A 26985-nucleotide genomic window follows, 5' to 3' on the forward strand; every position below is an offset into this window, starting at 1 on the left:
ATTTCAGGACTCCGACAAGGTGGCACAACCGGTTGTGACAGGCTGGTGCGTGGCAAGATGGTGGATGGCAAACCAGAGCTGACCGGCGGCGATGCCACCGTCATTGAGTGGCAGGGTTTCGCTGGTCAATACCTGCCGATCGGCTGCTTCGAGCGCGGGCACCAGCTGGTCCATCAGCACCCGGTTTTGAAAGACGCCGCCCCCGAGTACCACCGGATAGCCGGGGAAGCGCTCGGCAAGGGCGATGACCAGAGCGCTGATGGCGCGGATAAAACCGGCGGCCAGGCTGGCGGTGGAGGTGCCTTTATGCCGCTCGCTGACAAGGGTATTGATGAGCTCTGCCCATTGGATCTGCAGCGGCCCTTCCGCTGATTGGCTGAGATCAAAGGCAAGGGATAAGGGCTGTTCATCGGGGGCCAGCTGCAAGGCGGCCGCCTCCAGCAGGAGTCCCGCTTCGCCCTCGTAATCCGGGGTGTTGATCACCCCCAAGAGTGCCGCTACCGCATCGAACAGCCGGCCGATGGCGCTGGTGTAGGGGGCGTTGCGACCCAGCTGCCAGAGCTGGTGCAGGTTGCGGATCCGCTCTATAGGCAGTTGCTTGATCAACGGAATATCGAGGGCGCTGATCTGCTCAGGAGTGTGCGATTCAAACAGTAGCCCCAGCAACTGACGTACCGGCTCGCGGATGGCCGCCTCGCCGCCGATCAGCTTGAAGGGTTTGAGGTGGGCAACGCGAGTAAAGCTCTGAACGTCTGCGATCAGCAGCTCGCCCCCCCAGAGGGTGCCGTCATCCCCAAGGCCGGTGCCATCGAAGGCAACACCCAGCACCGGGCCCGTGATGTTGTGCTCGGCCATCACCCCCAGCAGGTGGGCGTGATGGTGTTGCACCTCGAGATGGGTGGCACCCTGAGCCTGGCAATAGTATTTGGCCCACTGGTGGCTGAGATAGCCCGGGTGGCGATCCGACACCAGCAGTTCTGGCTTGAGATCGTAGAGTTCGCGAAAGGTGGCCAGGGTCTGCTCGAAGTGCTCCTGCATTGGCAGGCTGTGCAGATCGCCGATATAGGGGCTGTAGATGCGCTGGCGGCCGAAGGCGAGCGCCAGCTGGTTCTTCTGCTGCGCCCCGACCGCCAGCAGCGGCGCCTTGACCGCCTCTTGCAGGCTGGGGGTGCAGGGGGCATAGCCCCGGGCGAGGCGCAACGTCTGGCGCCGCCCGCCTGCCCACTGCACCAGACTGTCGTCGCACGGGTGCAGGATGGGGCGATTGTGATCCAGGATGCCGTCAATCTCGCTGCCGAGTTCCCTGACCACCGCCTCACAGTCGATCAGGATCGGGCTGCCGCGACCATTGGCGCTGGTGGCCACCAGCGGCATGGCACAGGCGTCCAGCAGCAGCTGATGGAGCGGGGTATAGGGGAGCATGATGCCAAGGTAGGGGATGCTGGGGGCGATCCCCTCGGCCAGCGGTATGGCCGAGTGTCGGGATTCTGAGAGCCGATCATCATTTTTGCGCTTGCGCAGCAAGGTGATGGGTCTGGCCTGAGAGGCGAGCAGCTTCCACTCGTCTTCGCTGCCGGTGACATGCAATTTGGCCTCGGCAAGGGAGCCCATCATCACCGCCAGCGGCTTGCGTTCGCGCCGTTTGAGCATTCGTAATCTGGCAACACTCTGTTCATTGCGGGCATCACACATCAGGTGATAGCCCCCCATCCCCTTGACCGCGATAAGCTTGCCTGCTTGCAGGGCGCTTGCAGCTTCTTGCAGGGCATCCTCGCGCTCGGCCAGCGTATCGCCATAGCCATTTCGCCAGCTGAGATGGGGCCCGCACTCGGGGCAGCTCACCGGCTGGGCGTGGTAGCGTCTGTCCAGCGGGTTTTCATAGGCCGCCGCGCAGCGCGGGCACATGGCAAAGCCCGCCATGGCGGTGTGGGGGCGGTCGTAGGGGAGGCGGCGGATAATGGTGTAGCGCGGGCCGCAGTGGGTGCAGTTGGTAAAGGGGTAGCGATGGTGGCGATCCGCGGGGTTGGCCACATCCCGGGCGCATGCCTCGCACATCCCCTGATCTGGCGAGATGGCGACCGTGGCCGCGCTCTGCTGCTGGCTCGCTTTAATTCGAAACTGGCCATGAAATTGGTCATCGAAGTCGGGATCATGAGCAAGGGGCAGTTCCCGCTCGCTGAAATGATCGATACGGCTCAGCGGCGGCGCCAATTCCCGCAGTTCGCGGGCAAAGGCGGCCAGCTGCTCAGGCGATCCTTCGGCACCGATGGTGACGCCGTTGGCATCGTTCAAGACATAACCGGCAAGGCCGTGGCGCAGCGCCAGCCCATAGACGAAGGGGCGAAAGCCGACCCCCTGTACTATGCCGTCGATATGAAATTCGCGGCGCAGCCGGTTGGCGACCGGATTGGCAGAGACAGAGGGGGCGATGGTGGTGCTCATGCCGGCTCCATCTCATCTTGAGTCTGCGGCAAACGCAGCACCCGGCGCTCGTTCTCCTCGCGCCGCACCCAGCCATCCATCTCCATGCGCAGGCAGAACGGAATGGCGTATTTGCGCGACAAACCGGTGATCTCCTTGAGGGATGCCATGTCGATCAGATCTCCCACCTGCTGGCCCGCCAGCACTTCGGCGACCATCTGGTTGTAAAGTTCGGCGTCGTAGTAGATGGGGCCATCGAGCTGCACCAGATACTTGAGTCGCGCCAGATTGCGCAGTTGCTTTTGCAACGCGCCTTTTTGCTGCAAGCCCTGCTGCAGGGCGGCGGGCAGCTTGCGGGTGATAAAGGGATCCAGCTCCACGCCGCCGGGGCCCAGTTTACCGGGCTCGTAACCCTCCTTGCCTTGATCTCGCACCACCTTGAGCACCAGCTGTGCTTCTTCCCCCAAATCATCTTCTGACTCGCCGCTGCCTTGCTGCCACTTGTCATGGTGCAGGCGTATCAGCTGCTCGCTCTTGAGCTGCTGGAGCAGGGCCTGAGTGACCGGCAGGGCGATGCCGAAGCGGGTTGCCAGCTCGGCGGCACTCAGCGGTTCGCTGGCCAGCGTGCCGAGCAGCTGGTCGCGGCTCTGGGCCAGCCAGCAGTTATCCAGCAGCCACTCACCGAGGGGGGTGACCTGCTCGGGCCGCTGGTCAAAGCGGCTGGCCAGCACATAGCCATTGAGGCCAAGCTGCAGGGTGGCCGGGTTGTAGTGCTCGAGCTCATCAGGCAGCTCACCGAGCAGGGTGTGCAGCGCCTTGCGTCTGGCGGGATGGATGTCGCCGCACCAGACGATGCGGGCGCCGTGCAGCAATTCGCTGCTGCCGTGGCGAATGATGGCGAGCGGCTGGCCAAAGAAGCAGGGGATGGGGCTGGCAAAGATCAGCCGCGCCAGCCGGGAGTCCTTGATCGGCACGAAACGGGCCCGGCCATGCCAGCTGCCGAGGGCTACTTCGACCTCCTTGTTGTGCAGAGAGGGGCGTAGTGCCTTGCCGCTCAGGCTCTCGGTGTTGAGCCGCACAATAAGGTGGGTTGCCGCCTCGCACTGGCCAGCTGCGCTGGTCAGGCAGTGGCCGCGAGCCACCTCCTTGTGGGGCACTTTTTTCAGGCCCACCGCCACCCGGCAGACGGCGCCGATCTCGTCGACGCTCTGGTGATAGGCCTGCAGGGAGCGCACCTGCACCTCCCGATCGGCGGGGTAGAGGCGCAGCTTGTCCCCCACCTTGAGGCTGCCCTGCTGCAAGGTGCCGGTAAGCACTGTGCCGGTGCCGTTGGCGGTAAAGACCCTGTCTACATACAGTCGCGGGGCGGCCTGTTCGAGGGGAGCATGATGCTCAGCCATATCTCCTAGCTGGCAGACGATGGCGGTGTGCAGGGCTGCCATATTGGCGCCGGTTTTGGCGCTGACGCTGACGATATCGGGCACCATGCCGCTCTCGTCCATCACCCGCTCCAGCAGGCTCTCTTCCAAAAGCAAAAGCTCGTTGGGGGAGACCAGATCGCACTTGTTGATGCAGACCAAGAGGCGCGGTACCCCCATCGCCTTGAGCAGGCGCAGGTGATCGCCGGTCATCGGCATCCACCCCTCGTCGGCGGCAATGACCAGCAGCACCAGATCCAGACTCCAGAGCCCCGCCACCATATTGCGGATATAGCGCTCGTGGCCGGGCACGTCGATGACGCCTATGGTGTTGCCCTGACCGTCGTCGAAGTGGGCAAAGCCGAGATCCTGGGTCATGCCGATGGCCTGCTCGTGGGCGCGGGCGGTGGTGATGCCGGTGAGGGCCTTGATCAGCAGGGTCTTGCCGTGATCCACGTGGCCGGCAAGACCGATAACGGCGCGATAGGGGGTCATGGGATCAGGGCTCCTCGGTCGCATTTGTTGCATTGAACGGGGCGGGGAGCAGCAACTCCCTGAGTTGGGCGATCAGCAGTTCCATCTCGGTCGGCAGCAGGGTCGCCATATTGAGCAGCACCTTCTGCTGGCGCACCGTGGCGATGACCGGCACCGGCAGTTCGCGCAGGGCGTCGAGCAACTGCTGGGCCGGACGTGGGTCGGTGCATTCGAGCGCAGGGGCCGGGTAGAACTCGTCCGGCAAGGTGCCGCCGCCCACCACCAGCTGGGCGGGAACCGGCACAAAGGAGCCAGGCAGGGCGGCCATCAGCTGGGAGGCTCTCGCCTCCATGGCAGCCGGGTTGCTCAAGGTACGCTGGGCGATACCCTCGCCGACGGGAGATTTGTTGAGCTTGTGGATGAGCAGACGTTCGAGCAGGGAGTAGACGATGCGGCTCGGGCGGAAGGTGCGCATCATGGGGTGTTTTTCCAGCCGCTTGATAAGGTCGCTGCGGCCGCTGATGATGCCCGATTGCGGGCCACCAAGCAGCTTGTCGCCGGAATAGCAGACCAGATCCGCCCCCGCCTTGATGTACTGGCGCACCGAGGTTTCATCCGGTGCAAACTCTTCGGTGGTCAAGCCCGACCCCTGATCCACCGCCAGCACCACATGCTCGGGCAGGGCGCGGGCCACCTCGCCGATATCGGGGGATTCAGTAAAGCCGCGAATGGCGAAATTGGATCTGTGCACCATCAGCACCAGCGCGGTCTGATCGGTGATGGCATCGAGGTAATCTTTGGCGGTAGTGATATTGGTAGTGCCCACCTCCACCAGTTTGGCACCGGAGAGCGCCAGAATATCGGGAATGCGAAAGCCGCCACCAATCTGGATCTGCTCGCCGCGCGAGACGATCACCTCGCGCCCCTTGGCCACCTCCTGCAGCAGCAAGAAGAGCGAGGCGGCGTTGTTGTTCACCACCAGCGAATCCTCAGCCTGAGTGAGGCAACGGAGCAGGGGGGCGATCAGCCCCTTGCGCCCGCCGCGTTTGCCGGTGGCGAGATCCAGCTCCAGATTGTTGTAGCCGGTGTTGAGGTCACGCACCTCGTCCCACAGATCGGCACTTAACGGCGAGCGCCCCAGATTGGTGTGCACCAGGGTGCCGGTGGCGTTGATCACCCGGGTCTGACGCTGGCGCAACTGCTGTCGGCAGCGTTTGGCAATCAGCGCCTCGATCTGCTCGGGGGCGATGCCATGCTGGCGAAAATATTCGCTCTGGCGCAGCTCGCTAAGGGTGTCGCGCACCGCCTGGGTCACCAGCGGGCGGCTCAGCGCCTCGATAAAACCGGCGAGAAAGGGTTGCTGCAGCAGCTGTTCCACTTGTGGCAAACGGCGCGTTGGTTGCTGGCTGGGCTGTGGCTGTGAATCTGGCGGTGAATCGTCGGCAGCCGTACCTGATGCGGGCTGGCGGTGGGAGATGGCTGGCGCGTGAGACGAGTTCGGCATGGGATTACCAGTGCAGTGCGTGGGTTCGGGATGCGCACCGGTTTGCCGATAGAGAGGCCGAGCTGACGGGTTATGGCACTGCTGGCGATTTGCGGATGAGTGCAAACTGGGGGCATCAATGATGCGGGTATAAATTAATGCTGCATCGATGCTGATAAATTAATTTTTGGCCAGCGAGATAACCTGACTTCGGATTATATTGGCAAGCGGCAAGCACCTTTTGCTAAGGTATTACTTCAAACATATTGAACAAGTGATGGAAATAACGTTCAGGCCGACAAACTCAGCGAGAGAGTATTTGTTCAATAGATAAATTTGGCGGAAGAGGCAGGAATCGAACCTGCCAAAGCCTTCTCGGCTCACATCGGTTTTGAAGACCGAGGAGGCCACCAGACCCCATCAACTTCCGTAACGGTCGTCATTTTGTGGCAAATTTCTGTGACTGGCAACGCTTTTTTTGTCATAAAAAAGCGAGGGTTAGCGATTTTTTGAAAAAATAAAAGAACCTTGTTTTATATCAAGTTCAGCACAATTAGCCCGATGTTTTTAATTTAACATCGGGCCTCGATCACATTGCCGAAATCGTTGATCAATAACGGTCGTTAACAACTCGATAAATAATCACCGCTTGGCGTTGGCAATATTCCAGCTGTCCAGTTTCTCTATTAACAAGTCGGTATCCTTAGCGGCATCAAGATGCTGATAAAGATAATCCATCGCCTCGCTCACCATCTCGGTCATCGGGAAGGAGAACGCCACGATGGCCGGTTGTACCCCGACAAAGATCACCTCGGGGACAAAGGTCTTGAGCTCGTCGATCAGGAAATTGAGCGGCATATTGTGGGTCGAGAAGATAAACATCTCGGCGATGGTCTCGGGGGGGATCACCTGCAGGGTTCCCGCCTTCTCGCCGATCTCGGCGGCATCCACCAGCACCACCCGCTCCGGTTGCAGCTCCCGCACCTTGTAGACCACATTTTCCGGCGCGATGCCGCCGTCGATATGGATCCAGCCGGGCAGGGGGGCAGCTTGCAGCTTGTCGGCGAGATAGGGGCCGGCACCGTCGTCCCCCATCATGGCATTGCCCACGGTCAACACGAGATTGCAGCCCATCAGCGGCTCCTTACCATCAGGTACATATGGGGGTCGTTAAAGAGGGCGGTCAGCTGATCCATAAAGGTGTTGGTCCAGCCCAGCTCCTGTTCATCGAGTAGATTGTCGGCTTTGCGCAGTCGGTCGAAGGCGCAGGCCAGCATATGGCAGTGCTCGCGATAGATGGTGATTTCGCCAAAGGTGAGAAATCCCTCCATCTTGCGGCGCGCTTCACTCCCCTCTGGCAGCTTGGCCACCCAGTCGCGATAACCGGTCAGCGAGCAGACCAGGTCTGCTCGCAGGCAATCGACGATGCCGAGGTGGTGGCCGATGGCGAGGCTGTAGTACATCACCTCCCTGGCCTCTTCCGGCACGTCGAACTGCTCGTCGACGAACTTGCGCGAGAGGCGATAGAAGAAAACCTCGTTAGCCATGCACCGCCTCTCCCTTGCCGGCCGCCCGGTTGAGGCAGGCGTTTGCGAGGTTGTTGATGATCTCCGAGAGGCGCGGATCGTCGTGCTGATCGAGGTAGCTCTGGATGCGCAGATCCACATCCTGCTGGGTCGCCCCTTCGAGCAGGGCCATAAACTCGTCGGCGATGATCCGCCCCTGCCGATAACCGGCCATGCGGCGCGCTTCGCGCTCGATCATCACCCGGATTTCATTGGGGATGCCGGTGTGGCGCAGCTCGACCCGCTCACCCGGTTGCACCTCGTGGCTGGTGGCTTTGAGTTTCTGTTCCAGCAGACCGAGCGCCACGGCAAAGCCATAAATGGTAGCCGCCGGTGTCGGAGGGCAGCCCGGGATATAGACATCCACCGGCACGATTTTGTCGGTGCCGCCCCAGACGCAGTAGAGGTCGTGGAAGATGCCGCCGTCACAGCCGCAGGCGCCGTAGGCGATGCAGATCTTGGGATCGGGCGCCGCCTCGTAGGCGCGCAGTGCCGGTACCCGCATCGCCCGGGTCACCGCGCCGGTAAAGAGCAAGATGTCGGCGTGACGGGGAGAGGCAACCACCTTGATGCCGAAACGCTCGGCATCGAACAGCGGGGTGATGGTGGCGAAGATCTCGATCTCGCAGGCGTTGCAGCCGCCGCAATCGACCCGGTAGACATAGGCCGAGCGGCGAATGTCCTTGAGCAGGGTCTTCTTGAGTTTGGTGATCTCGGGATCCTGTGCCAGCGGCACGGCGCGGGTATGGGCATGGCCGACAACCGGTTCTATGCCTTTGATCTTGCTCATCACATCCACTCCTTTTGTGCGGCCATCGGTGTGGCTATCGGTGTGATCAGGGCCGAGTCAGGCTGGCTCAGCATGCTCTGTTTTCGTTTGCAGTCGGGGCAGTGATGCAGCCGCTCCGGGGTCGCGAGTGGTGTGCCCGCCTGCTTGAGGGTGTCCTCCACCAGTGCCACCAGCTTGCTCGGGGCAAAGTAGGTGCCGCACAGGGTGCAGGGGGCCAGCGCGAAGCGGGCCTCCTCATAGAGATCCGCCTTGTTGGTCACCGCCAGCTCGAACTCGGGGGAGAGGGCGATGGCGCGGGTCGGGCAGACCTCCTCGCAGCGGCCGCAGAAGATGCAGCGCGCCATGGAGATCTCCCAGCGCCGTTCGCCGGTCTCCATGTCCACTTCCATCACCAGCGCATTGGCCGGGCAGGCCTTGGTGCAGGCGGCGCAGGCGATGCACTGATCCGCCTGATATTTCGGTTTGCCGCGAAAATCCCGGTTCACCTCGTAAGGGGCGAAGGGGTACTTGGCGGTCGGGGTGCCAGCCTTGAGGATGGTCTTGAACAGCTTGATCATGATGACCCCTTATTTCAGCGGAGAGTTTTTGCGATCGATGCCGTAGCGCTCGATCTCCTTGTAGGAGACCACGGTGGATTTGCCCTTCCTGGGGTCGACCAGGGTGACCCGGTCGGTACAGGAGTAGCAGGGATCCAGACTGCCGATGATGAGCGGCGCATCCGCCACGGTATTGCCGCGCAGCATGTAGCGCAGGGCGGGCCAGTTGGCGTAGGTGGCGGCGCGGCAGCGCCAGCGGAACAGCTTCTGGTTGTCTCCGGTCATGCTCCAGTGGACGTTCTCGCCGCGGGGCGCCTCGGTAAAGCCCAGCGCAAACTTGCCCGGCTGGTAGGTGAAGCCTTCGGTCAAAAGCGGCCCTTCCGGCAGGTGCTCAAGGCCGAACTCAATCATGTCGAGGGAGTCGTAGAGCTCGTGGATCCGTACCAGCACCCGGGATTGCACATCGCAACCCGCCTTGGTCTGGATCTCCATCGGCAGCTCGCGGTAACCGGCAAAGTCGTGGACCCGGCGCACGTCACGCTTGAAGCCGCTCGCCCGCACCATGGGGCCGACGCAGCTGAAATCGCGGGCAATCTGCGGGTCGAGCTTGCCGATACCGATGAGGCGGGAGGAGATGTTGGCGGTATCCAGCAGCATGGCCACCAGGGGTTTGAGCTCATCACGGAGCTCCCGTACCAGCTGGGCACCCTTGATGCGATCTTCCTTGAAGATGTCGCGGCGTACCCCGCCAATCAGGTTGAGGCCGTAGGTCTTGCGGGCGCCGGTGAGCAGCTCGGCCAGGGTCATGGATTTCTCCCGCACCCGGAAGAACTGCATGAAACCGGTGTCGAAACCGGTGAAGTGGCTCGACAGGCCGATGTTGAGGATATGGCTGTGCAGACGCTCCACCTCCAGCAGCACGGCGCGGATCATCTTGGCCCGCTCCGGCACCGGAATACCCATGGCGTTCTCCACCGAGGTGGTGTAGGCGACACTGTGGGTAAAGCCGCAGATGCCGCAGACCCGGTCGGTCAGAAACGCCACTTCGTTGTAGCCCATGCGGGTCTCCGCCAGCTTCTCCATGCCGCGATGGACATAGAAGAGGCGGTAGTCGGCATCGATGATGTCTTCCCCATCGACGAACAGACGAAAGTGGCCCGGTTCGTCGGAGGTGATGTGCAGCGGACCGACCGGCACGATGCGGTTGGCATCACTGCCGAGCTCGTTGACGAAGGGGTAGGTCTCGGTGTCGGTGGTGGGCATCGGGCGCTGGCGATAATCCATGGCGTCCTTGCGCAGGGGATGGATATCCTCCGGCCAGTCGTCAGGCAGCACCAGACGACGTTCGTCTGGCAGACCGATGGCGCGCAGGCCGTACATGTCGCGGATCTCCCGCTCGCCCCACACCGCCGCCGGAATGGTCGGGGTGATGGAGGGGTACTCCTGGGTATCGGCATCTACCAGCACCTTGACGGTGATCCAGCACTTGGTGTCGCCCTCCATGGAGAAGACGTGGTAGACGGCGAAGTGGCCGTTGAGGCTGCGCTCGTCATTGGCAAAGGAGAGCGGAAGCCAGCCCCCCAGCTGATGGAAGATCAGGCTGGCGGTCTCGACCAGACTGGTGGGCTTGACGGTAATGGTGGCCTGATCGGCGGTTTGCCACTCCTCGTCGACGATGGCGTGGGGCAGTTGTGCTCGCACCTGCTGGATGTAGTCGCAGCCGATGCGATCCGAAATGGCGATGGTCATGCAGTTCTCACTTTAATGTTCGGGAATGAGCATTCACAAATGATGAAATCGGAAAAAGTTGCTGTGCTGGCGGGCATGATTCAGATCCCGACCAGATAGGCGAGCAGCGCCAGCAGGGCTAGCCCCAACCCGTAGCGGGTGAGCTTGTGGGTGCGCACGAACTGGGTGCGGGCCATGGCGTTTTCGATGATGCCGGCCAGCAAAAAGGCCACCAGCAGCTTGCAGGCGAGGATCAGCGCCGCGCCGATGAGCGCCGGCAGACTCCAGTTGGCCGCCTTGCCGAAGGGGAGGAAAATCACCAAGAAGAGCTGCACCACCACCAACTGCTTGAGGCCGATGGAGAGCTTGAGCAGGGCCAGGCCCGCACCGGAATACTCGGTGAGCGGCCCCTCCTGCAGCTCCTGCTCGGCTTCGGCGCAGTCAAAGGGCAGCTTGCCCATCTCGACAAACACCGCGAAGGCGCAGGCGGCACCGGCCAGCAGGGTGGCAACCGGCGCGGCCAGTGGCTGGGTCGCCACATAGTTGCTGATATTGCCCAGATCCGAGCTGCCCACCATCATCGCCATGATGAAGCAGGCGAGCACCAGAATGGGCTCCACCAGAATGCCGAGGGTCAGTTCGCGGCGGGCGCCGATCCCGGCAAACATGCTGCCGCTGTCGAGCCCGGAGAGGGAGAAGAAGAAGCGGAAGATGGCGAACAGATAGATGTCGGTGATGAGATCCCCGGCGATGGGGAAGGGGGACTCATGAGTCAGGGTCGGCAGCGCCATCCCCACCAGCAAGAGGGCGGCGATGAGCAGCGCAGGCATCAGGTTGAAGATGATGCCGGCAGGCTCGGGGGTCACCTCCTGACGGCGCAGGAGCTTGGCGATATCCCGGTAATCCTGCAGCAGGCCCGGCCCCTGACGGGAGTGCATCTTGGCCCGCAGCACCCGGTTGAAACCGGTGGCGAGCGGCGCCAGCGCCAGCATGGCGATGGCCTGGGTCAGGGCGAGGGCAACCATGCCCCAGCTCGGCATTTCAAGAACAGGCATATCAGACTCCTACAGCCATCAGGATAAAGAGCGCCAGCACAACGCCGTGCAGCAGCCAGCCGGTTGTCCCGCTGGTATCGCTCACCCCGTGCAGGGCGCTGGCCAGATCGAGCTGCGGCTGCTTGCGATAGAGCGGCGTGCAGAGTTGGCGCAAGGTGTGGGTGACACCGCCAGAGGTGAGGCTCATGCGCTCCTCATAGGCGTAACCACAGGCCCACGGGGTGCCAGCGTGACGACGACCCAGCTTGGGCCCCTTGAAGATGGCCAGTACCAGCAGCGGAATGAGGAACAGCCCCAGCAAGGTGATGGCGATAACGGGTGGGGAGAGGATCGCCTGGCTGCTATCGAGTGGCAGCAGGGTGGCGCCAGTGGCCACGTTCAGTTGGCCGTTTACCAATGCTTGGCCATAGCTGGCGATATGGGGGGCAATCCAGGGGGCGCCCAGACCCAGCACCAGACAGACGGCGGCCAGCAGCAGGGTGCCTGCCACCATGGCGCCCGGCACTTCGCGGGCGTGGCTCGCTTTCTCGCTGCGCGGGGCGCCGCAGAAGCAGATGCCGTACACCTTGACGAAACACATCACCGCCATGGCGCCGGTCACCGCCAGCATCACTACCGCGAGCGGCGCAACGACAGAGGTGCCGAGTTTGGTCATGGAGAGCAGGGATTGATAGATAAACCACTCGCTGACAAAGCCGTTGAGCGGCGGCAGCGCCGAGATGGCCATGGAACCGATCAGGAACGTCAGCGCAGTCCAGGGCATCAGCTTGGCCAGCCCCCCCATCTTGTCCATGTCGCGGGTGTGCAGGCGGAACATCACGGAGCCGGTGCCCATAAAGAGCAGGCTCTTGAAGATGGCGTGGTTGAGCAGGTGATAGAGGGCGCCGAGCAGCCCCAGCACCACCAGCGCCGGCTGCTGGTTGGCGATGCCGATCATGCCGATGCCCATCCCCATCAGGATGATGCCGATGTTCTCCACCGTGTGGTAGGCGAGCAGCCGCTTGAGGTCATGCTCGGCCAGCGCAAACAGCACCCCGAGCACTGCCGAACAGGCACCGAAGATCAGCACCACATAGCCCCACCAGAGCTGGCTGGCGCCGAGAAAATCGATACTGACCCGCAAGATGCCAAAGAGACCCAGCTTCACCATCACACCGGACATCAGCGCCGAGATATGGGACGGCGCAACGGGCTCGGCCACCGGCAGCCAACCGTGCAGCGGCACGAAACCGGCGCGCAGGCCAAAACCGCAGAAGCTGAGCAGGAACACCAGAGAAGCCAATGCGCCCGCCAGATGGTGCTCGCGCAGCGCAGCGAACTCCAGCGAGCCAGATTCGCGGCAGAGCAGCCAGAAGGCGATCAGCACCAGCGCCATGCCGATATGGTTCATCACCAAGTAAAGTCGGCTCTGTTTGGTGGCCTCGGGGTTGGTCTTGACCAGCCAGTAGGTGGTGAGGGTCACCAGCTCGTAGCAGAGCAAGAAACCGAGCGCGTTGTCGGCCAGTACCATGCCCACCATGGCAAAGAGGAAGAGGTTCATCAGCACGCCGATGGCCACATCCCCCTTGCCCTGATATTCGCGGATATAGGCAAAGGAGTAGAGGGCGACGGCAACGCCGACGGTGCTAATCACCAGCAGCATCAGCGCGGAGAGCATATCCAGATGCACCGAGCCCAGCAGCCAGAGCTGGCCGTCGACGGGGGCGCCCTGGGCAAAGATCTGGATGGCGGCGACCACACCCGCGAGCGAGCCCAGCAGGGCAAAGCCGCTATTGAGGCGGTTGGCCAGTGCGGGCAGTTTTTGCAGCAGCAAACCGGCGGCAGCGCCCAGCAAAAAGAGCAGGAGCGTGGCCATAACAAGGGGGGACAACATCAGCGAACTCCCTCTGTGGTGGATAAATCGGATGCAGGGAGCGCCGTGGCGGGTGCCGAAAAGGCAGAGGCCCCTTGCGGGTTGGTATCGGCCGCTTGCTGGCGACGGATACGTGCGGCGCGTTCGGTGTCGCCGTCATTGACCAGCTTCAGCGCCTGGGAGGGGCAGGCTCCGACACAGGCCGGGCCGTCGGCGCGAAACTCGCACAGGTCACACTTGACCGCGATGCTGCGCACCCCCGGCTCCCAGCTCAGCAGATCCTCGCCAAAGCAGCGCAGGCCGGCGGAAGTGGAGGGGTTGCTGGAGCGGATGGAGCAGGGGATATAGGTGTCGTAACTGGTGGCCACGGCCACCGGACGGCTGCCACCGCTCTGAATGGCGCCAAAGGGGCAGGCCACGGCGCAGAGATTGCAGCCGATGCAGAGTGACTCGTTGAGTTGCACGCAATCGCCGGTCTGGCGAATTGCCTCGACCGGGCACACCTTAATGCAGGGGGCATCGTCACAGTGACGGCACTGAACCGGCATGGTCGCCTGCTCGTGTCGCATAACGGTTAAACGGGGGGCTTGCTGCAAACCTTGCGCCTTGTGTACCTCGCTGCAGGCCGCCATACAGGTGCCACAGCCGATACAAAGCTTGGGGTCAGCGATAACGAAGCGGTTCATAGCCTACCTTGTCGTGTCGCGAACGGAGAAAGTAGGGGCAGGTTGGCAAGATACGGGCCAGATTGATTTTTGCCGCAAAATTGGTTTTAAGTGGCTGTTTTTAAATAAATAAAAATCTTCATGCGGTTGAATGAAAGGGCCGGTGTGGCTGTCGAACTGTGACGTTCGTCACTTGTGACGAAGCCGCCGGGAGGGTTCGTCACCTTGGAAAACGCAGCATAAGCAGGGTGCAATGAACGCAGTGAATTGCACCGTTGGCAACATATGGTCGCCGTGGTTTGCTCCCTTCTTCCCTTGCGGGAGAAGGGTTGGGGATGAGGGGGAAAGTCAGCCATATGGTCGCGGTGCACGGCGCTGCGCTTGTTGCACCCTACGGCTGTTGTGTGAGGGGAAATGAGCTGGTTCGATTTGCCGTGTTTTGCCCCCTTCTCCCCTTGCGGGAGAAGGGCCGGGGATGAGGGGGCGGTAATTAGGGTTAACGAAAATGAAGAAGGAGGCCAATGCCTCCCTCTCTATTTGCTGAGGTTTTCTATGCCATCAATAGGCCATCAACCCGATATCAGATATCCACCTGCGAGCCCAGCTCGATAACCCGGTTGGGCGGGATCTCGAACTGATCCGGGGCCCGCAGGGCGTTGCGCTGCAGCAGCATAAAGAGCTTGCCGCGCAGATAGAGATACCAGGGGCGGTCTTTCATGATGAGCGACTCGTGGGCCATAAAGAACGAGGTCTCCATCATCCGGCAGCTCAGCCCCTCGGCGTTGCAGCGGTGGAAGATCTCCTCCACGTTCGGGGTCTCGCGCCAGCCGTAGCTTGCCACTACCCGCCAGAAGGTGGGGGAGAGCTGCTCGATGCAGACCCGGCGCACATTGTGGACGTAGGGCACCTCCTCCACCCGCAGGGTGAGCAGGATGATCCGCTCGTGCAGCACCTTGTTGTGCTTGAGGTTATGGAGCAGCGCATGGGGGATCACATTGACCACCCGCGACATATAAACCGCAGTGCCGGCCACCCGGGTCGGCGGGGATTTTTCCAGCGAGGCGATCATCGGCTCAAGGGAGTTGCCGTGCTCGTTCAGGCGACGAATAAGCTGGAAACGCTCGCTCTTCCAGCTGGTCATCACGGTGAACATCACCGCGCCCAAGGTGAGCGGCAGCCAGCCGCCGGAGAAGATCTTGGCGAGGTTGGCGGCAAACAGCGGCACGTCGATACAGAGCAGTGCGGCAAACAGGATGGCCACCAGATACTTGTTCCAGTGCCAGCTGTTCTTGGCCACCGAGCAGGAGAGGATCGAGGTAAGCACCATGGTGCCGGTCACCGCGATGCCGTAGGCCGCCGCCAGATTGCTGGAGTGCTCGAAGCTCATGATGACGATCACCACCGAGATATAGAGCATCCAGTTGATGACCGGAATATAGATCTGGCCGGACTCCTGCTCGGAGGTATGAACGATGCGGATGGGGGAGAGATAACCGAGGCGCACCGCCTGCCGGGTCAGCGAAAAGACCCCGGAGATCACCGCCTGCGAGGCGATCACCGTCGCCATGGTTGCCAGCAGCAGCAGCGGCACCAGCGCCCATTTCGGCGCGAGCAGGAAGAAGGGGTTGGCAATGGCGGCGGGGTTACTCAGCAGCAGCGCTCCCTGACCGAAGTAGTTGAGCACCAGAGAGGGCAGCACCACGATAAACCAGGCGAGGCGAATGGGATTTTTGCCGAAGTGGCCCATATCCGCGTAGAGCGCCTCCACCCCGGTGATGGCCAGCACCACGGCGCCGAGGGCAAAGAAGGAGGTGGTCTGGTACTGGATAAAGAAGCGCACCGCCCAAACGGGGTTGAGCGCACCCAGCACCTCGGGGTTGTGGATGATGCCGCGCAGCCCCAGCACCGCCAGCGTCATAAACCAGATCAGCATGATGGGGGCAAACAGCTTGCCCACCATGGCGGTGCCATGTTTCTGGATGGCAAACAGCAGGGTCAGCACCAGCACCGAGAGAGTGACGATATAGGGGTCGAGGGCGGGGGTGAGAATGCTCAGACCCTCGATGGCCGACATCACCGACATCGCCGGGGTGATCACCACCTCACCATAGAAGAAGCTGCCGCCAATCAGGCCGAGGATGATCAGCAGCGGCGTCCAGCGGGTGGAGGCGTTGCGGGTCGCCAGCGACATCAGGGTTAGAATGCCACCCTCGCCGGCGTTGTCGGCCCGCATCACAAAGGAGAGGTACTTGACCGACACCACCAGGATCAGCAGCCAGAAGATCAGCGAGAGAAAGCCGAGAATGGAGGCCGGCTCGACGCCGAACCCGAATTGACCTGACAGGCACTCGCGCAAGGTATAGAGCGGGCTGGTGCCGATATCGCCATAGACTACGCCAATCGCCGCCAGCATGACGCCGGACATGGCTTGTTGTTTATCACAGTTCATGAGTTCATCTTGTCAGTTTGATGTTTACACGTTTGCCAACGCACAGCTGCCCGACCTACCAGGAGAGTCGTGATATTTAATCGGGAGAAAATTAATGGATTGCGATGGGAAAGGGCGCTAACGGAATAGTGATCTGCTTGTCATGGAACACAGTCTGTTCATCTTTCATTAAGCTTATAATGACACACACTCTGCGGGACTATGCTTAGTTATAAATAATCAAAAGTTCAATTTGAGTAAGGAAATTAATTATCCGGCGATTGAAATATATGGCGGGGAATCGGGCAACTGTTTGTTTTATCTAGCGAAGTGGTTTGGCTACTCTCTTTTACCAAAATGGATAATAAATAGACGATAAAGTAATCACTAATTAAATGCTGGCAGGATGGCAAAGGAGAGGGCGTTGGGTTGCAATAGAGTCTTTATTTGGAAGGAAAAAATGTAGGGTGCAATGAACGAAGTGAATTGCACCGCTAATTTCAAATTAAAAGAGCTGTAATGTATAGGGATCGTTAATCATTAAATAGCTCCTCTGTTTCCAAGAAGGTTATAAGGTCATTATTTTCTAAAACCCCTCTATAAAAAATAGCTTCCCAATGGTTTGGTGATTTAATTTCAGCCTTCCGTAAAAAACGTCTTACTATTTTTCTGACACTATCTCCTTCAGGTTCATCTCGTTCCTCTGAAATAATTTCAAGTAAATCAGAATACTCAGATATGCAGTAGTTTTCAAATCTATTTACGAAGTCTATTTCTTTAATATGTCTTTCACATATCTCTCTAAGTGGGGAGCCTATATCGTCAGGCACTCTTGCTAAAAACCTCTCAGGGTGATTATAAGGCGGAAGAATTTCTAGCATGATACGAATAGTTTCAATCTGGTCATAATATGGGTGGATAAATAATTTCTGCCCCTCAGTATTTAAAATGTTGTTATCCTTTAATCTTTGGCATTTGTCGCACATCGGTGTTAAGTTTTCAAACACGATGGATAATTCTGGATATTTTGACTGTGGTAAGTAATGATCAAGGGTTGTTGGCTTTCCTGGCTCTCCACATGCCGGACAAAATAAAAGACCGTGATTATCTCTCATATTCTTTAGATATGAATGTAATTCAGTTCCTTCTACTGGCTCGTAAAGCCCTTTTAGAGAGGCAGTTCTTTTTTTAATCAACGCCTGTAGCGCATTACCTTCAGGGTTTTTGTTTTCCTCTGCGATAATTCGCTCTTGTGTGATGTAGGGCGAAATATCAAGTGGGGCAATAACTTCTGGGTTACCACTGTTCTCTACATATCTATTTATATGCAACAACCAATTTTCTTTAATCAAGTCAAAGAAGTCTCGATACCAAACTCTGTCAGCCACAACTTGATTTATTGTGTCTGTTGTATCATATGTTGGAGGTGAAAGTTTAGTTACCATTATGTAACCGTCCCAATTTTGAAATTTTCATTATCAACTGCTCATTGATCTCATCGCCGAGTAAAGAAATAAGAGTATCAACGTCCGGTTCATCCTTTACTAGACGACTTAACCAATCATCAAAAGGTTTTGTTAAAGAACTATCTCCGAACACATATGAAGATATCCTTTGGACACTGGCACCAAAAGTTTCAAAGGGAGGTGGAATAATATCTAAAATTCCGTCTACTTCTTTAAATATATGAACGCATTTTGAAGGGACCTCTCTTACAACGGCCAATGAATGTGTTGCTAAAATTGCTTTTGAGCGGAATGGCTTTAGAATCTCTTTAAGAAGAGATATAAATTCGATTTCTAGTGTCGGATGCAGAAATAACTCAGGTTCATCAATTACAACTAGACTATTTTCTCTTATAGAACCAAGGACATTTATCACAATATATGTGAATAACCGTTGACCAGAACTTAAAGAGATAATCTCTCCATTTGAGATAAACTTGACCCCTTCCGTTAATTTACATAAATTAACCAGATTGGATTTGTCAATTAGCAACGGAATATCTTCATCTATTTTTAGATAGTTTTTTTCTTTAATTTCAATTATTTTGTTTTTAAGCGATGTTGTCACTGATTCAGGCAATACTTCCAATGCTAGATAGTCATAACCAAGAGCTGGCTTCAATGCTCTTTCTGCAGCTTCAAGTTTTTTAACTTTATCAATTATGAATGAAGTTTTTTGATCATCATAAATTGATGTTATCAGGGAATTACTTGAGTCGAAAGCCGGTAGATTGCGGTTAATCCCTATTTTTGCACTTCCATCCTCTTCAGTACCCGTTCTATGCCTAAAACCAAAGTATCTGTATGCTGCTTTGTCAAGAAGATTGGAGTTTTTTAGAGTTAAATCAAACTCTTCAAAAGGGCTATATGAAATTAAAATTAGCCTGCCAATATTTGGTCTTCTATCAAAAAATAATTCAGCTTTTTTATCATCAGATTGCAACCAACCAGAAACTATAGTTTTTAAACTATGTGATTTTCCTATTCCATTTGGCCCAATTAGCACATTTATATCATAGGGAAGTAGTGATGATTCGAATTGAAATGGAATCTCTTTTTTTTCACCAGTACGACTCTGCATGAACAAAGTGAAATTTTTAACCTCAGATAACTCTCCTTTAAGGACTTTCCATCCATCTAAGTATGCTTTATGTGAACCGCTTTCTCTTAATAGAGAAACTTTGAAGCCATCATCGTTAGTTAATGAATAAGAAGGATGTTTTTCTGAGTGAGATAATATGCTTGCATCATGTAAGATTTCTAATATTTCTTCTGTCTTTTGGGGGCCTATTTTTGCAATCAGGCTTTTGTAAAAATCAATATCTGATGGTATGGATATATAATCAAGTTTAGGGATGGGAAAATGCCCATTCCAACCTGATGAACAAAGTTCATTTAAGGTTTCAGCTGTATATGTTGAATTTCTAATTAATATTTTCAAGTTGAAGTGAAAGTCTAGTACTTTTCCATCAAAAATTAACTTTGCATTTAGAGTTGTTTTGTAATCATAATCATCCCAATTATTACCACTTAATGATAAGACTGTTTCTCTACCAAAATTAACAGGTGGGCTTTGATTCCATTTTATATTCGGAGTGTATAATACTTTCATTTTTATATAATTTCGGTTTAGTTATCGTGATTTAACTGATAGATATTTAAATTCATGTTCACTTAATTGATGAACATAGATAAAAATATCTCCTACAAGTTGATATCTACTGGTCTCGTCATTCAACGAGACTCCAGATTTTCTGCAATCGCGTTGGCTATTTTACCTCTTTTATTGAGACATCTTTAATATAACTAGTTGCCAAGTGACACATACTAACAGGAGCAATAAAAAACTAAAGGGGCAGGGGCCTAAAACCGGCTCTGGCTCAACAAATCAGTCAATAAGTGGCTAATTTTTGTTTGGTTTGACTTGGTGATGACTTGCCAACTCGGTAGCAAAACCAAACAACTTGCCATCGCCCAAAGCGGCTTTGCGTGTTGCACTGTCCATTTTGGGCTCTTGGTATGACTTTTCTCTCCGGGTGACGTTCCTCCGCTTGCCCGCTTTGGGGCGGCCGATCCTGGTTGCAAACTCCTTCGAACTGCTCCTTATGCGGCTGGGGCAGGGGTTGGTCAGCCGGTGTCGAGCTCGTCACTTTTGTCGTGTCGATCACAGTTCCCACCCCGTCGTCACCCTCGTCAGGGGTTGCATTCAGCACGAAAATTTTTCTGATTACTTCTTTATTTTCAGTTGCTTGTAAATTTTTATCGCGCCATTGGCCTGTTTTGGTCTGATAAATGCTTTGTGGGGGCTGGCCGCCTTTTTGCCTGTCGGCGGGCGGCCCGGTGTAACGAACCATTTAGGATCCCTCTCTATGAACAGCTTCGTGATTGCAGATCCCAGTCTCTGTATTGGGTGTCGTACCTGTGAGGTGGCTTGCGCCGTTTCACACCAGTCAGGGTCTTGCAGCGGGACCCTTGAGCGGGAGGGCGGCCTGCATCTTGCCATCGAGGATGGACATCTGGTCTCCAGGGACAGCTACTTTCAGCCGCGCCTGAAGGTGATCGTGGGCAGCAAGGTGACCACGCCGGTACTCTGCCGCCAGTGTGAAGACAAGCCGTGCGCCATGGCCTGCCCGAACAATGCCATCGTCAGCGAAGATGGCTGCGTCAAGGTGTTGCAGGAGCGCTGCATCGGCTGCAAGTCCTGCGTGGTGGCCTGTCCTTACGGCGCCATGGCGGTGGTGCTCAAAGAGGTGCCCCCGACTGCCGATTCGCTCTTCAAGCGTCCGCAGACCAAGGCGCAGGCGCTCAAGTGCGATCTCTGCCGTCACCGCGAGGCGGGCCCGGCCTGTGTCGAGGTGTGTCCGACCCAGGCGCTGCGGCTGGTCACGCCGGAGCATCTTGAAAACCTGAACCGGCAGAAGCAGCTGGCCAGTGCCGAGGCACTGCTGGCGATGCCGGCGCGGGTGTGAGCGGGCTTGCCGAGCCGTTTTTCGTTAACAAACAAGAGTGTGAGTCATGAAAAAAGTCATTACCGTGTGCCCCTATTGCGGCACCGGTTGCAAAATCAACCTGCTGGTTGAAAACGACAAGGTGGTGGGGGCCGAAGGCGCCAACGGCCGGACCAACGAGGGGCAGCTCTGCCTCAAGGGCTATTACGGTTGGGATTTCCTGAACGACACCAACCTGCTGACCCCCCGTCTCAAGAGCCCGATGATCCGCCGCGAACGCGGTGGCAAGTTCGAGGCGGTCTCCTGGGATGAGGCGATCGAGTTCGCCAGCAGCCGTCTCTCCGCCATCAAGGCGAAATATGGCCCGGACGCCATCATGACCACCGGCTCTGCCCGTGGCCCCGGCAATGAAGCCAACTATGTGATGCAGAAATTTGCCCGTGCGGTGATTGGGACGAACAACGTCGATCACTGCGCGAGGGTGTGACACGCACCCTCAGTCTCCGGTCTGGAGACAACTGTAGGCAACGGCGCCATGAGCAACGCCATTCCCGAAATTCAAGAGACCAAGTGCCTGCTGGTATTTGGTTACAACGCTGCTGACTCTCACCCCATCGTCGCCCGCCATATCCTCAAGGCGAAGGCAAGCGGGGCCAAGGTGATTGTGTGTGATCCCCGCATGGTGGAGACCGCCCGTATCGCCGATCAGTGGCTGCCGCTCAAAAACGGTTCCAACATGGCGCTGGTTAACGCCTTCGCCAACGTGTTGATCAATGAAGGGCTCTACAACAAGGCCTTTGTCGCCAACTACACCGAAGGGTTCGAGACCTTCAAGGCGACGGTGGCCAAGTACACCCCGGAATATGTGGAGGGGATCACCGGCCTCAAGGCCGCCGATATCCGCGCCGCTATTCGCACCTATGCCGAGTCGCCTGCGTCCATGATCCTGTGGGGCATGGGGGTGACCCAGTACGGTCAGGCGGTGGACGTGGTCAAGGGGCTGGCGGGTCTGGCGCTGCTGACCGGCAACTTCGGTCGTCGCGGTACCGGTTGCGGGCCGGTACGTGGTCAGAACAACGTGCAGGGCACCTGTGACATGGGGATGCTGCCGCACCAGTTCCCGGGTTATCAGTCGGTGGCCGATCCCGCCATCAGCGCCAAGTTCGCCAAGGCGTGGGGCGTGGAGTCGCTCTCCCAAAAGCCCGGCTACCGCTTGACCGAGCTTGGCCACAAGGTGGAGGAGGGCAAGTGCAAGGCCTTCTACATCTTCGGTGAAGACCCGGCCCAGACCGAGGCTGACTTGGGTCAGTTCCGCCGCACTCTGGCGGGGATGGAGCTGGTGATCGTGCAGGATATCTTCATGACCCAGACTGCCGAGATGGCCGACGTCATTCTGCCCGCCACCAGTTGGGGCGAGCATGAAGGGGTCTACAGCTCGGCGGATCGCGGCTTCCAGCGCTTCTACAAGGCGGTGACGCCCCCTGAGAACGTGAAGCCGGACTGGGCCATCTTCTCGTTGATGGCGACCGCCATGGGTTATCCCATGGAGTACCACAACACCGAACAGATCTGGGACGAGATGCGTGCGCTCTGCCCGCTCTACGCCGGGGTCAGCTACGACAAGATGGCCGATCTCAAGAGTGTGCAGTGGCCCTGTCCGACCGAGGATCACCCGGGCACCAGCACTCTGTTCGAGGGGAACGTGTTCACTACCCCGAGCGGCAAGGGTCAGCTGATTGCCTCCGAGTGGCGGCCGCCGCTGGAGCAGCCCTGTGCCGAGTACCCACTGGTGCTCTCCACCGTGCGCGAGGTGGGTCACTACTCCTGCCGCTCCATGACCGGCAACTGTTCGGCGCTGCAGACCCTGGCCGATGAGCCGGGCTATGTGCAGATCCACCCGAGCGATGCCAAAAAGCTTGGGGTGAAGGATCAGGCGCTGGTCTGGATCTCGTCGCGCCGTGGCAAGGTGATCACCCGGGCCAACTACAACGACCGGGTCAACGCCGGGGTGGTCTACATGACCTACCAGTGGTGGATCGGGGCCTGCAACGAGCTCACCATCGAGCACGTCGATCCCGTCTCCCACACGCCAGAGTACAAGTATTGCGCGGTGAAGATCGAGCGCATCGACAATCAGCCTGAGGCGGAAGTGTACGTCCAGACTGAATACAGCGCGCTCAAGGCGAAATTGCGCAGCGCAGCCAAGGGCTGATCGCCCTAAAAACGAGGTTCTGCACAAATAAGGGAACCCGACTCGGATTTATCGAGTCGGGCACCCTTTTATTACCCAAAAAAAGGGGAGTAAATGATGCAACATGAAATTGGTCGCTTATTCGGACTTTTCTATATTGGCACCTATCTGGCGGCGATATTGCTGGGAATAGGTTGCTATATTTGGCGCGACGAGATGATATTTCTGCTCGGCTTCGGTTTTTTCGGCTGTTTTATGGCGGCACGGCTCGCCATGAGCAGCGTATTTTCTGCTTTGAGTATTTCCAGTGCCTGGCTGATCGGGTTTATCTCCACCACCTTGATCAACGGCCTGCTGTTGGGGGTGATCACTCTGCTGATCTACCTCACGCACCAGAGCGTCACCGCCGAGCTCGCCGACAACGCCAGCTGGCTGCTGATGGCCTTCCAGAGCCTGTCGGCCCTCTTTATCTTCGGTGGCCTGAAGTGCTGCCACAGCCGGATCATCACCTCGTAAATTGCCGATGGATGGGCAGCAAACGCCATCTCGAAACCCGCAGCCAGCGAAGAGGAGAGGCAGATCTGACAGTTGACGGCGGCCCACTTTTCAGGCGCCTTAATTGAGATCAAGAACTGATGAAATAACCGGTTAAATATGGCCATCAGATATATTAAATCGGATTGTAATGAAATTTGAGCTCATCTATGATGAGTCGCCATTCCAATATATCTCCCGATAACGATGTTACTTTTTGTTGTCGTTCGTTAATAACAACTCTGGAATTGCAACATGCGACAATTTTCGTCACCGCTTTTCTTATTGGCAGCCGTTTTTACGGGCTGCGGCTATTTATTTTGGTGACGGGTGCTTGTCGTGATGCGATGGCATGGACAGCCTGACTGGTGACTAAATCGATATAACGTGAGGCCGCAATGCTAAATGTGAGTGCCATCCCCCTGGACGAGATCTCTCCCATCTGGGACGACGGTTTCCTCCTGCTCTCCAAATCCCTCCTGTCGGCCGTGACGCTCGATGATTTTATCCACAAACTCAACAAGATAGATGCCAGCTTCGGCGGCGTGACCCGGGTCAACCTGATCCTCAACATGGGTGCGGACGAGGAGGCCATCTTCTATTTCATGGGACATTCCGGCCCAAAGCATCTGGTCTGCCCCAAGGCAGAGCTGCACTTCTCCCCCCGTCCTACCAAAGAGACCCCGGAACAGGCCATCATTCTCGCTGCCGCCCGCTTTGAGAATCGCTGCCCGGCGCTGGATCGCGAAGGGGTCTACGGGGGGCTGCGCTCCTACTGCCAGCTCCCCATCACCACCGCCCGCAGCCACTTGGGCGGGGTCGAGTTTATCAACACCCAGCTCGACAGCTTCACCATGGAGACGCTCGCCAAGCTGACCCAGCTGGCGGCCATTATCGCGATTGCGCTGGAGAACGTGCTCGACAAGGAGCGCACCCTGGAGCAGGCCAACTCCCTGCGTCTTGAGCGCGACAGCTGCAAAATTCTGGTGGATGTGACCAACGCAGTGATCAAGCTGGTGCGCATTGCCGAGCTGCCCAAGAGCCTGTTTGCCATCCTGCACCACCACTTCGGCATCAGCAGCTTGTGTCTGGCCGAATACAACGCCACCTCCGACAGCTTCAAGAGCTATCTGGTCAATCAGCACCAGAGCGAGCAGCCGGGTATCATCGATCACTCCTGTTTCGAAAAGAAGTGCCTGCAGGGGGCCCTTGGCCACAGCGAGCCGTTTTTTGTCTATCGTGAACATGGCCACGGCTGCAGCAATCGCTGCCGCTTTACCTCCCAGATCCTGCCGCCCGAGGCCGACAGCTCCTGCATTTTGCCGCTGCGCTATCGGGGCAACCTGCTGGGGGTGTTGATCCTCTCGCACCCCAACGCCGACTTCTTTGCCGATATCGATATCTCCCTGCTGGAGCAGGTGGCGGCACGCACGGCCATTGCCATGAACAACGTGCAGGCGCAGCAGGAGATCTCCAACACCAACGGCGCAAAAGAGAAGACCATTCGCATCAACGAGCCGCAGATGCAGGGGGAGTTCCCCCACATCATCTACCAGAGCGCGGTGATGGAGAGCGTGCTGGAGAAGGTGCGGCTGGTGGCCGAGAGCGACAGTACCGTGCTGATCCTCGGCGAGACCGGCACCGGCAAGGAGCTGATCGCCCAGGCCATTCACGCCCTGAGTGCCCGCCACGACCACGAGATGGTGAAGGTGAACTGCGCCGCCATTCCCACCGGCCTTATCGAGAGTGATCTGTTTGGCCACGAGAAGGGGGCCTTTACCGGCGCCCTGACCCAGCGCATCGGCCGCTTCGAGCGGGCCCACAGGGGCACCCTGTTCCTCGATGAAGTGGGGGATATGCCGCTGGACTTGCAGCCCAAACTCTTGCGGGTATTGCAGGAGCACGAGCTGGAGCGGGTGGGCAACAGCAACCCAATAGCGGTGGATGTGCGGCTGGTGGCCGCCACCAACTGCGATCTGCTCTCCATGGTCAAGAACAAGCGTTTCAGAAGCGATCTCTACTACCGCCTCAACGTCTTTCCCATCGAGCTGCCGCCGCTGCGCGAGCGCCGCGAGGATATTCCGCTCTTGGTCAATTTCTTTATCAAGAAGATCGCCAAGCGGATGCGCCGCACCATCACCTCTATCCCCGCCGATGCCATGAAAATGCTGGTGTCGCTGCCCTGGTACGGCAATATCCGCGAGCTGGAGAACGTTATCGAGCGCGCCGTGGTGATGACCCGTGGCCATGTGCTCAACCTTTCGCCTGATGAGCTGATGCCCCTCAAGGGTTATCACAAGATTGAGACCCTGGTCTATGACGAGCCCGCCACGCCGCTCTTTGCCGAGGAGGGGCCGATTGATGAGCGCGAGGCGATCATCGCCGCTCTGCGCGACTGCAACGGCATCGTCGCTGGCGAGCGGGGGGCGGCCAACCGCCTCGGTATGAAGCGCACCACCTTGCTTTCGAAAATGAAGCGGCTCGGTATTTCAGCCCGAGATCCCGAGATCATTGACGGGGTTGCACCATGAGAGAGGCACTTGAGCTTGAGGCGCGGGGCGAGCTTAGCGAGCAGAGCGAACAGAACGAGCTGGCCCGCTGCGCCATCCATCGCGAGGTGGTGCACTACCGCGCCGATGCACTGACCTGCGACAGCGAAATGGCGCTCCCCTCCGAGACGCCGGTGGCGCTGGTCTACAACGGCATCGCTCACAGCGTGATGATGTGTTCGGCCTCCGATCTGGAGGATTTCGCCATCGGGTTTTCGCTATCCGAGGGGATCATCGACAGCCTGCTCGATATCCACGACATCGAGCAGATTGATGGCTGTCAGGGGATTGAGCTGCATATCACGTTGGCCAATCGCTGCGTCCATCGCCTTAAAGAGAAGCGGCGCACGCTCGCGGGGCGCACCGGTTGCGGCATCTGTGGCAGCGAGAGTCTGGAGCAGGTGATCCGCACCCAACCAAGCTTGCCCGATAGTCAGCGTCTGGCGGTGGGCCATATCGATAAGGTATTGAGCGCGCTGCGCCCGCTCCAGCTGCTGGGCCAGCGCACCGGCGCCACCCATGCGGCGGTGCATCTGGACGGGGAAGGCAACATTCTCTCCATCCGCGAGGATGTGGGGCGCCATATTGCGCTGGACAAGCTGGTGGGCCATCTGTGCCGCACGGGTCGCCGTGACGGCGCCATTCTGGTGACCAGCCGCGCCAGTTTCGAGATGGTACAAAAGTGCGCCAGCGCCGGGGTCGAGATCTTGCTCGCCATCTCCGCCGCCACCGAGCTTGCGGTCGAGCGGGCCGAGCAGACGGGGCTCACCCTGGTGGGCTTTTGCCGCCTCGGGCGGGCCGAGATCTACAGCGGGTGCCAGCGAATCCTGCTCAAGTAACGGC

General features: G+C 58.0%; 20 protein-coding genes and 1 tRNA gene. 5 read left to right on the forward strand and 16 right to left on the reverse strand.

The features are described from left to right. Nucleotides 1-3: 3 nt before the first annotated feature. From hypF to G5380_RS01700, 16 genes are all read right to left on the reverse strand, one after another. A complete protein-coding gene (gene hypF / locus G5380_RS01625; protein ID WP_421352270.1) occupies nucleotides 4-2442 on the reverse strand; it encodes a carbamoyltransferase HypF in 2439 nt (812 codons plus the stop codon). Continuing rightward, entirely contained in the window at nucleotides 2439-4334 is a 1896-nt protein-coding gene (gene selB / locus G5380_RS01630; protein ID WP_263083739.1) for a selenocysteine-specific translation elongation factor, read from the reverse strand. The genes hypF and selB overlap by 4 nt, the downstream gene beginning before the upstream one ends. A gap of 4 nt (nucleotides 4335-4338) precedes the next feature. Then, on the reverse strand, nucleotides 4339-5817 hold the full coding sequence (selA, locus tag G5380_RS01635) for an L-seryl-tRNA(Sec) selenium transferase (RefSeq protein ID WP_263083738.1): 1479 nt from the start codon (nucleotides 5815-5817) through the stop codon (nucleotides 4339-4341). Nucleotides 5818-6133: 316 nt separating this feature from the next. Continuing rightward, nucleotides 6134-6225: transfer RNA gene (locus G5380_RS01640), tRNA-Sec, on the reverse strand. A 213-nt stretch (nucleotides 6226-6438) separates the two neighbouring features. Further along, entirely contained in the window at nucleotides 6439-6930 is a 492-nt protein-coding gene (gene hycI / locus G5380_RS01645; RefSeq protein WP_421352271.1) for a hydrogenase maturation peptidase HycI, read from the reverse strand. Beyond that, entirely contained in the window at nucleotides 6930-7343 is a 414-nt protein-coding gene (locus tag G5380_RS01650) for a formate hydrogenlyase maturation HycH family protein (RefSeq protein ID WP_158109995.1), read from the reverse strand. The genes hycI and G5380_RS01650 overlap by 1 nt, the downstream gene beginning before the upstream one ends. Next, the gene (locus tag G5380_RS01655; RefSeq protein WP_421352272.1) at nucleotides 7336-8151 is read right to left on the reverse strand and encodes an NADH-quinone oxidoreductase subunit B family protein; all 816 of its coding nucleotides are present in this window, start codon (nucleotides 8149-8151) and stop codon (nucleotides 7336-7338) included. The genes G5380_RS01650 and G5380_RS01655 overlap by 8 nt, the downstream gene beginning before the upstream one ends. Continuing rightward, nucleotides 8151-8708, reverse strand: a complete 558-nt coding sequence (locus G5380_RS01660; protein WP_005345227.1) for a formate hydrogenlyase complex iron-sulfur subunit — start codon at nucleotides 8706-8708, stop codon at nucleotides 8151-8153. The genes G5380_RS01655 and G5380_RS01660 overlap by 1 nt, the downstream gene beginning before the upstream one ends. Nucleotides 8709-8717: 9 nt before the next feature. Beyond that, complete coding sequence (locus tag G5380_RS01665; protein WP_043850918.1) at nucleotides 8718-10436, reverse strand: NADH-quinone oxidoreductase subunit C; 1719 nt, start codon at nucleotides 10434-10436, stop codon at nucleotides 8718-8720. An 80-nt stretch (nucleotides 10437-10516) separates the two neighbouring features. Next, nucleotides 10517-11470 (reverse strand): respiratory chain complex I subunit 1 family protein, encoded by a 954-nt coding sequence (locus G5380_RS01670; RefSeq protein ID WP_047435264.1) that lies wholly within the window; start codon nucleotides 11468-11470, stop codon nucleotides 10517-10519. Between the two features lies 1 nt (nucleotide 11471). Further along, on the reverse strand, nucleotides 11472-13343 hold the full coding sequence (gene hyfB / locus G5380_RS01675) for a hydrogenase 4 subunit B (RefSeq protein WP_421352273.1): 1872 nt from the start codon (nucleotides 13341-13343) through the stop codon (nucleotides 11472-11474). Continuing rightward, on the reverse strand, nucleotides 13343-14008 hold the full coding sequence (locus G5380_RS01680) for a 4Fe-4S dicluster domain-containing protein (protein ID WP_005351526.1): 666 nt from the start codon (nucleotides 14006-14008) through the stop codon (nucleotides 13343-13345). The genes hyfB and G5380_RS01680 overlap by 1 nt, the downstream gene beginning before the upstream one ends. Nucleotides 14009-14567: 559 nt before the next feature. Then, complete coding sequence (kup, locus tag G5380_RS01685; protein WP_368192362.1) at nucleotides 14568-16436, reverse strand: low affinity potassium transporter Kup; 1869 nt, start codon at nucleotides 16434-16436, stop codon at nucleotides 14568-14570. Between the two features lie 512 nt (nucleotides 16437-16948). After that, the gene (locus G5380_RS01690) at nucleotides 16949-17860 is read right to left on the reverse strand and encodes an HNH endonuclease (RefSeq protein ID WP_421352274.1); all 912 of its coding nucleotides are present in this window, start codon (nucleotides 17858-17860) and stop codon (nucleotides 16949-16951) included. Further along, a complete protein-coding gene (locus G5380_RS01695) occupies nucleotides 17850-19532 on the reverse strand; it encodes an AAA family ATPase (protein WP_421352275.1) in 1683 nt (560 codons plus the stop codon). The genes G5380_RS01690 and G5380_RS01695 overlap by 11 nt, the downstream gene beginning before the upstream one ends. Before the next feature lie 280 nt (nucleotides 19533-19812). Beyond that, the gene (locus G5380_RS01700; protein WP_421352276.1) at nucleotides 19813-20274 is read right to left on the reverse strand and encodes a hypothetical protein; all 462 of its coding nucleotides are present in this window, start codon (nucleotides 20272-20274) and stop codon (nucleotides 19813-19815) included. Between the two features lie 15 nt (nucleotides 20275-20289). On the opposite strand from G5380_RS01700, the gene G5380_RS01705 reads away from it, so the two are divergent. The 5 genes from G5380_RS01705 to fdhD all read left to right on the forward strand — a co-directional run bounded on the left by G5380_RS01705 (nucleotide 20290) and on the right by fdhD (nucleotide 26981). Then, nucleotides 20290-20889: a 4Fe-4S dicluster domain-containing protein gene (locus tag G5380_RS01705; protein WP_100653847.1), complete on the forward strand. Its 600-nt coding sequence runs from the start codon at nucleotides 20290-20292 to the stop codon at nucleotides 20887-20889. 46 nt (nucleotides 20890-20935) lie between these two features. Then, the gene (gene fdhF / locus G5380_RS01710; RefSeq protein ID WP_421352277.1) at nucleotides 20936-23080 is read left to right on the forward strand and encodes a formate dehydrogenase subunit alpha; all 2145 of its coding nucleotides are present in this window, start codon (nucleotides 20936-20938) and stop codon (nucleotides 23078-23080) included. Between the two features lie 96 nt (nucleotides 23081-23176). Further along, nucleotides 23177-23575 carry a hypothetical protein gene (locus G5380_RS01715; RefSeq protein ID WP_064337654.1) on the forward strand — a complete coding sequence of 133 codons (399 nt, stop codon included), beginning with the start codon at nucleotides 23177-23179 and terminating at the stop codon, nucleotides 23573-23575. Between the two features lie 416 nt (nucleotides 23576-23991). Next, nucleotides 23992-26124, forward strand: a complete 2133-nt coding sequence (locus tag G5380_RS01720; protein ID WP_421326335.1) for a sigma 54-interacting transcriptional regulator — start codon at nucleotides 23992-23994, stop codon at nucleotides 26122-26124. Next, a complete protein-coding gene (fdhD, locus tag G5380_RS01725) occupies nucleotides 26121-26981 on the forward strand; it encodes a formate dehydrogenase accessory sulfurtransferase FdhD (RefSeq protein ID WP_234916018.1) in 861 nt (286 codons plus the stop codon). The genes G5380_RS01720 and fdhD overlap by 4 nt, the downstream gene beginning before the upstream one ends. Nucleotides 26982-26985 lie beyond the last annotated feature (4 nt).

The organism is Aeromonas sp. 604443 (assembly GCF_049170315.1).
In the GTDB taxonomy this organism is placed as follows: domain Bacteria; phylum Pseudomonadota; class Gammaproteobacteria; order Enterobacterales; family Aeromonadaceae; genus Aeromonas; species Aeromonas veronii_A.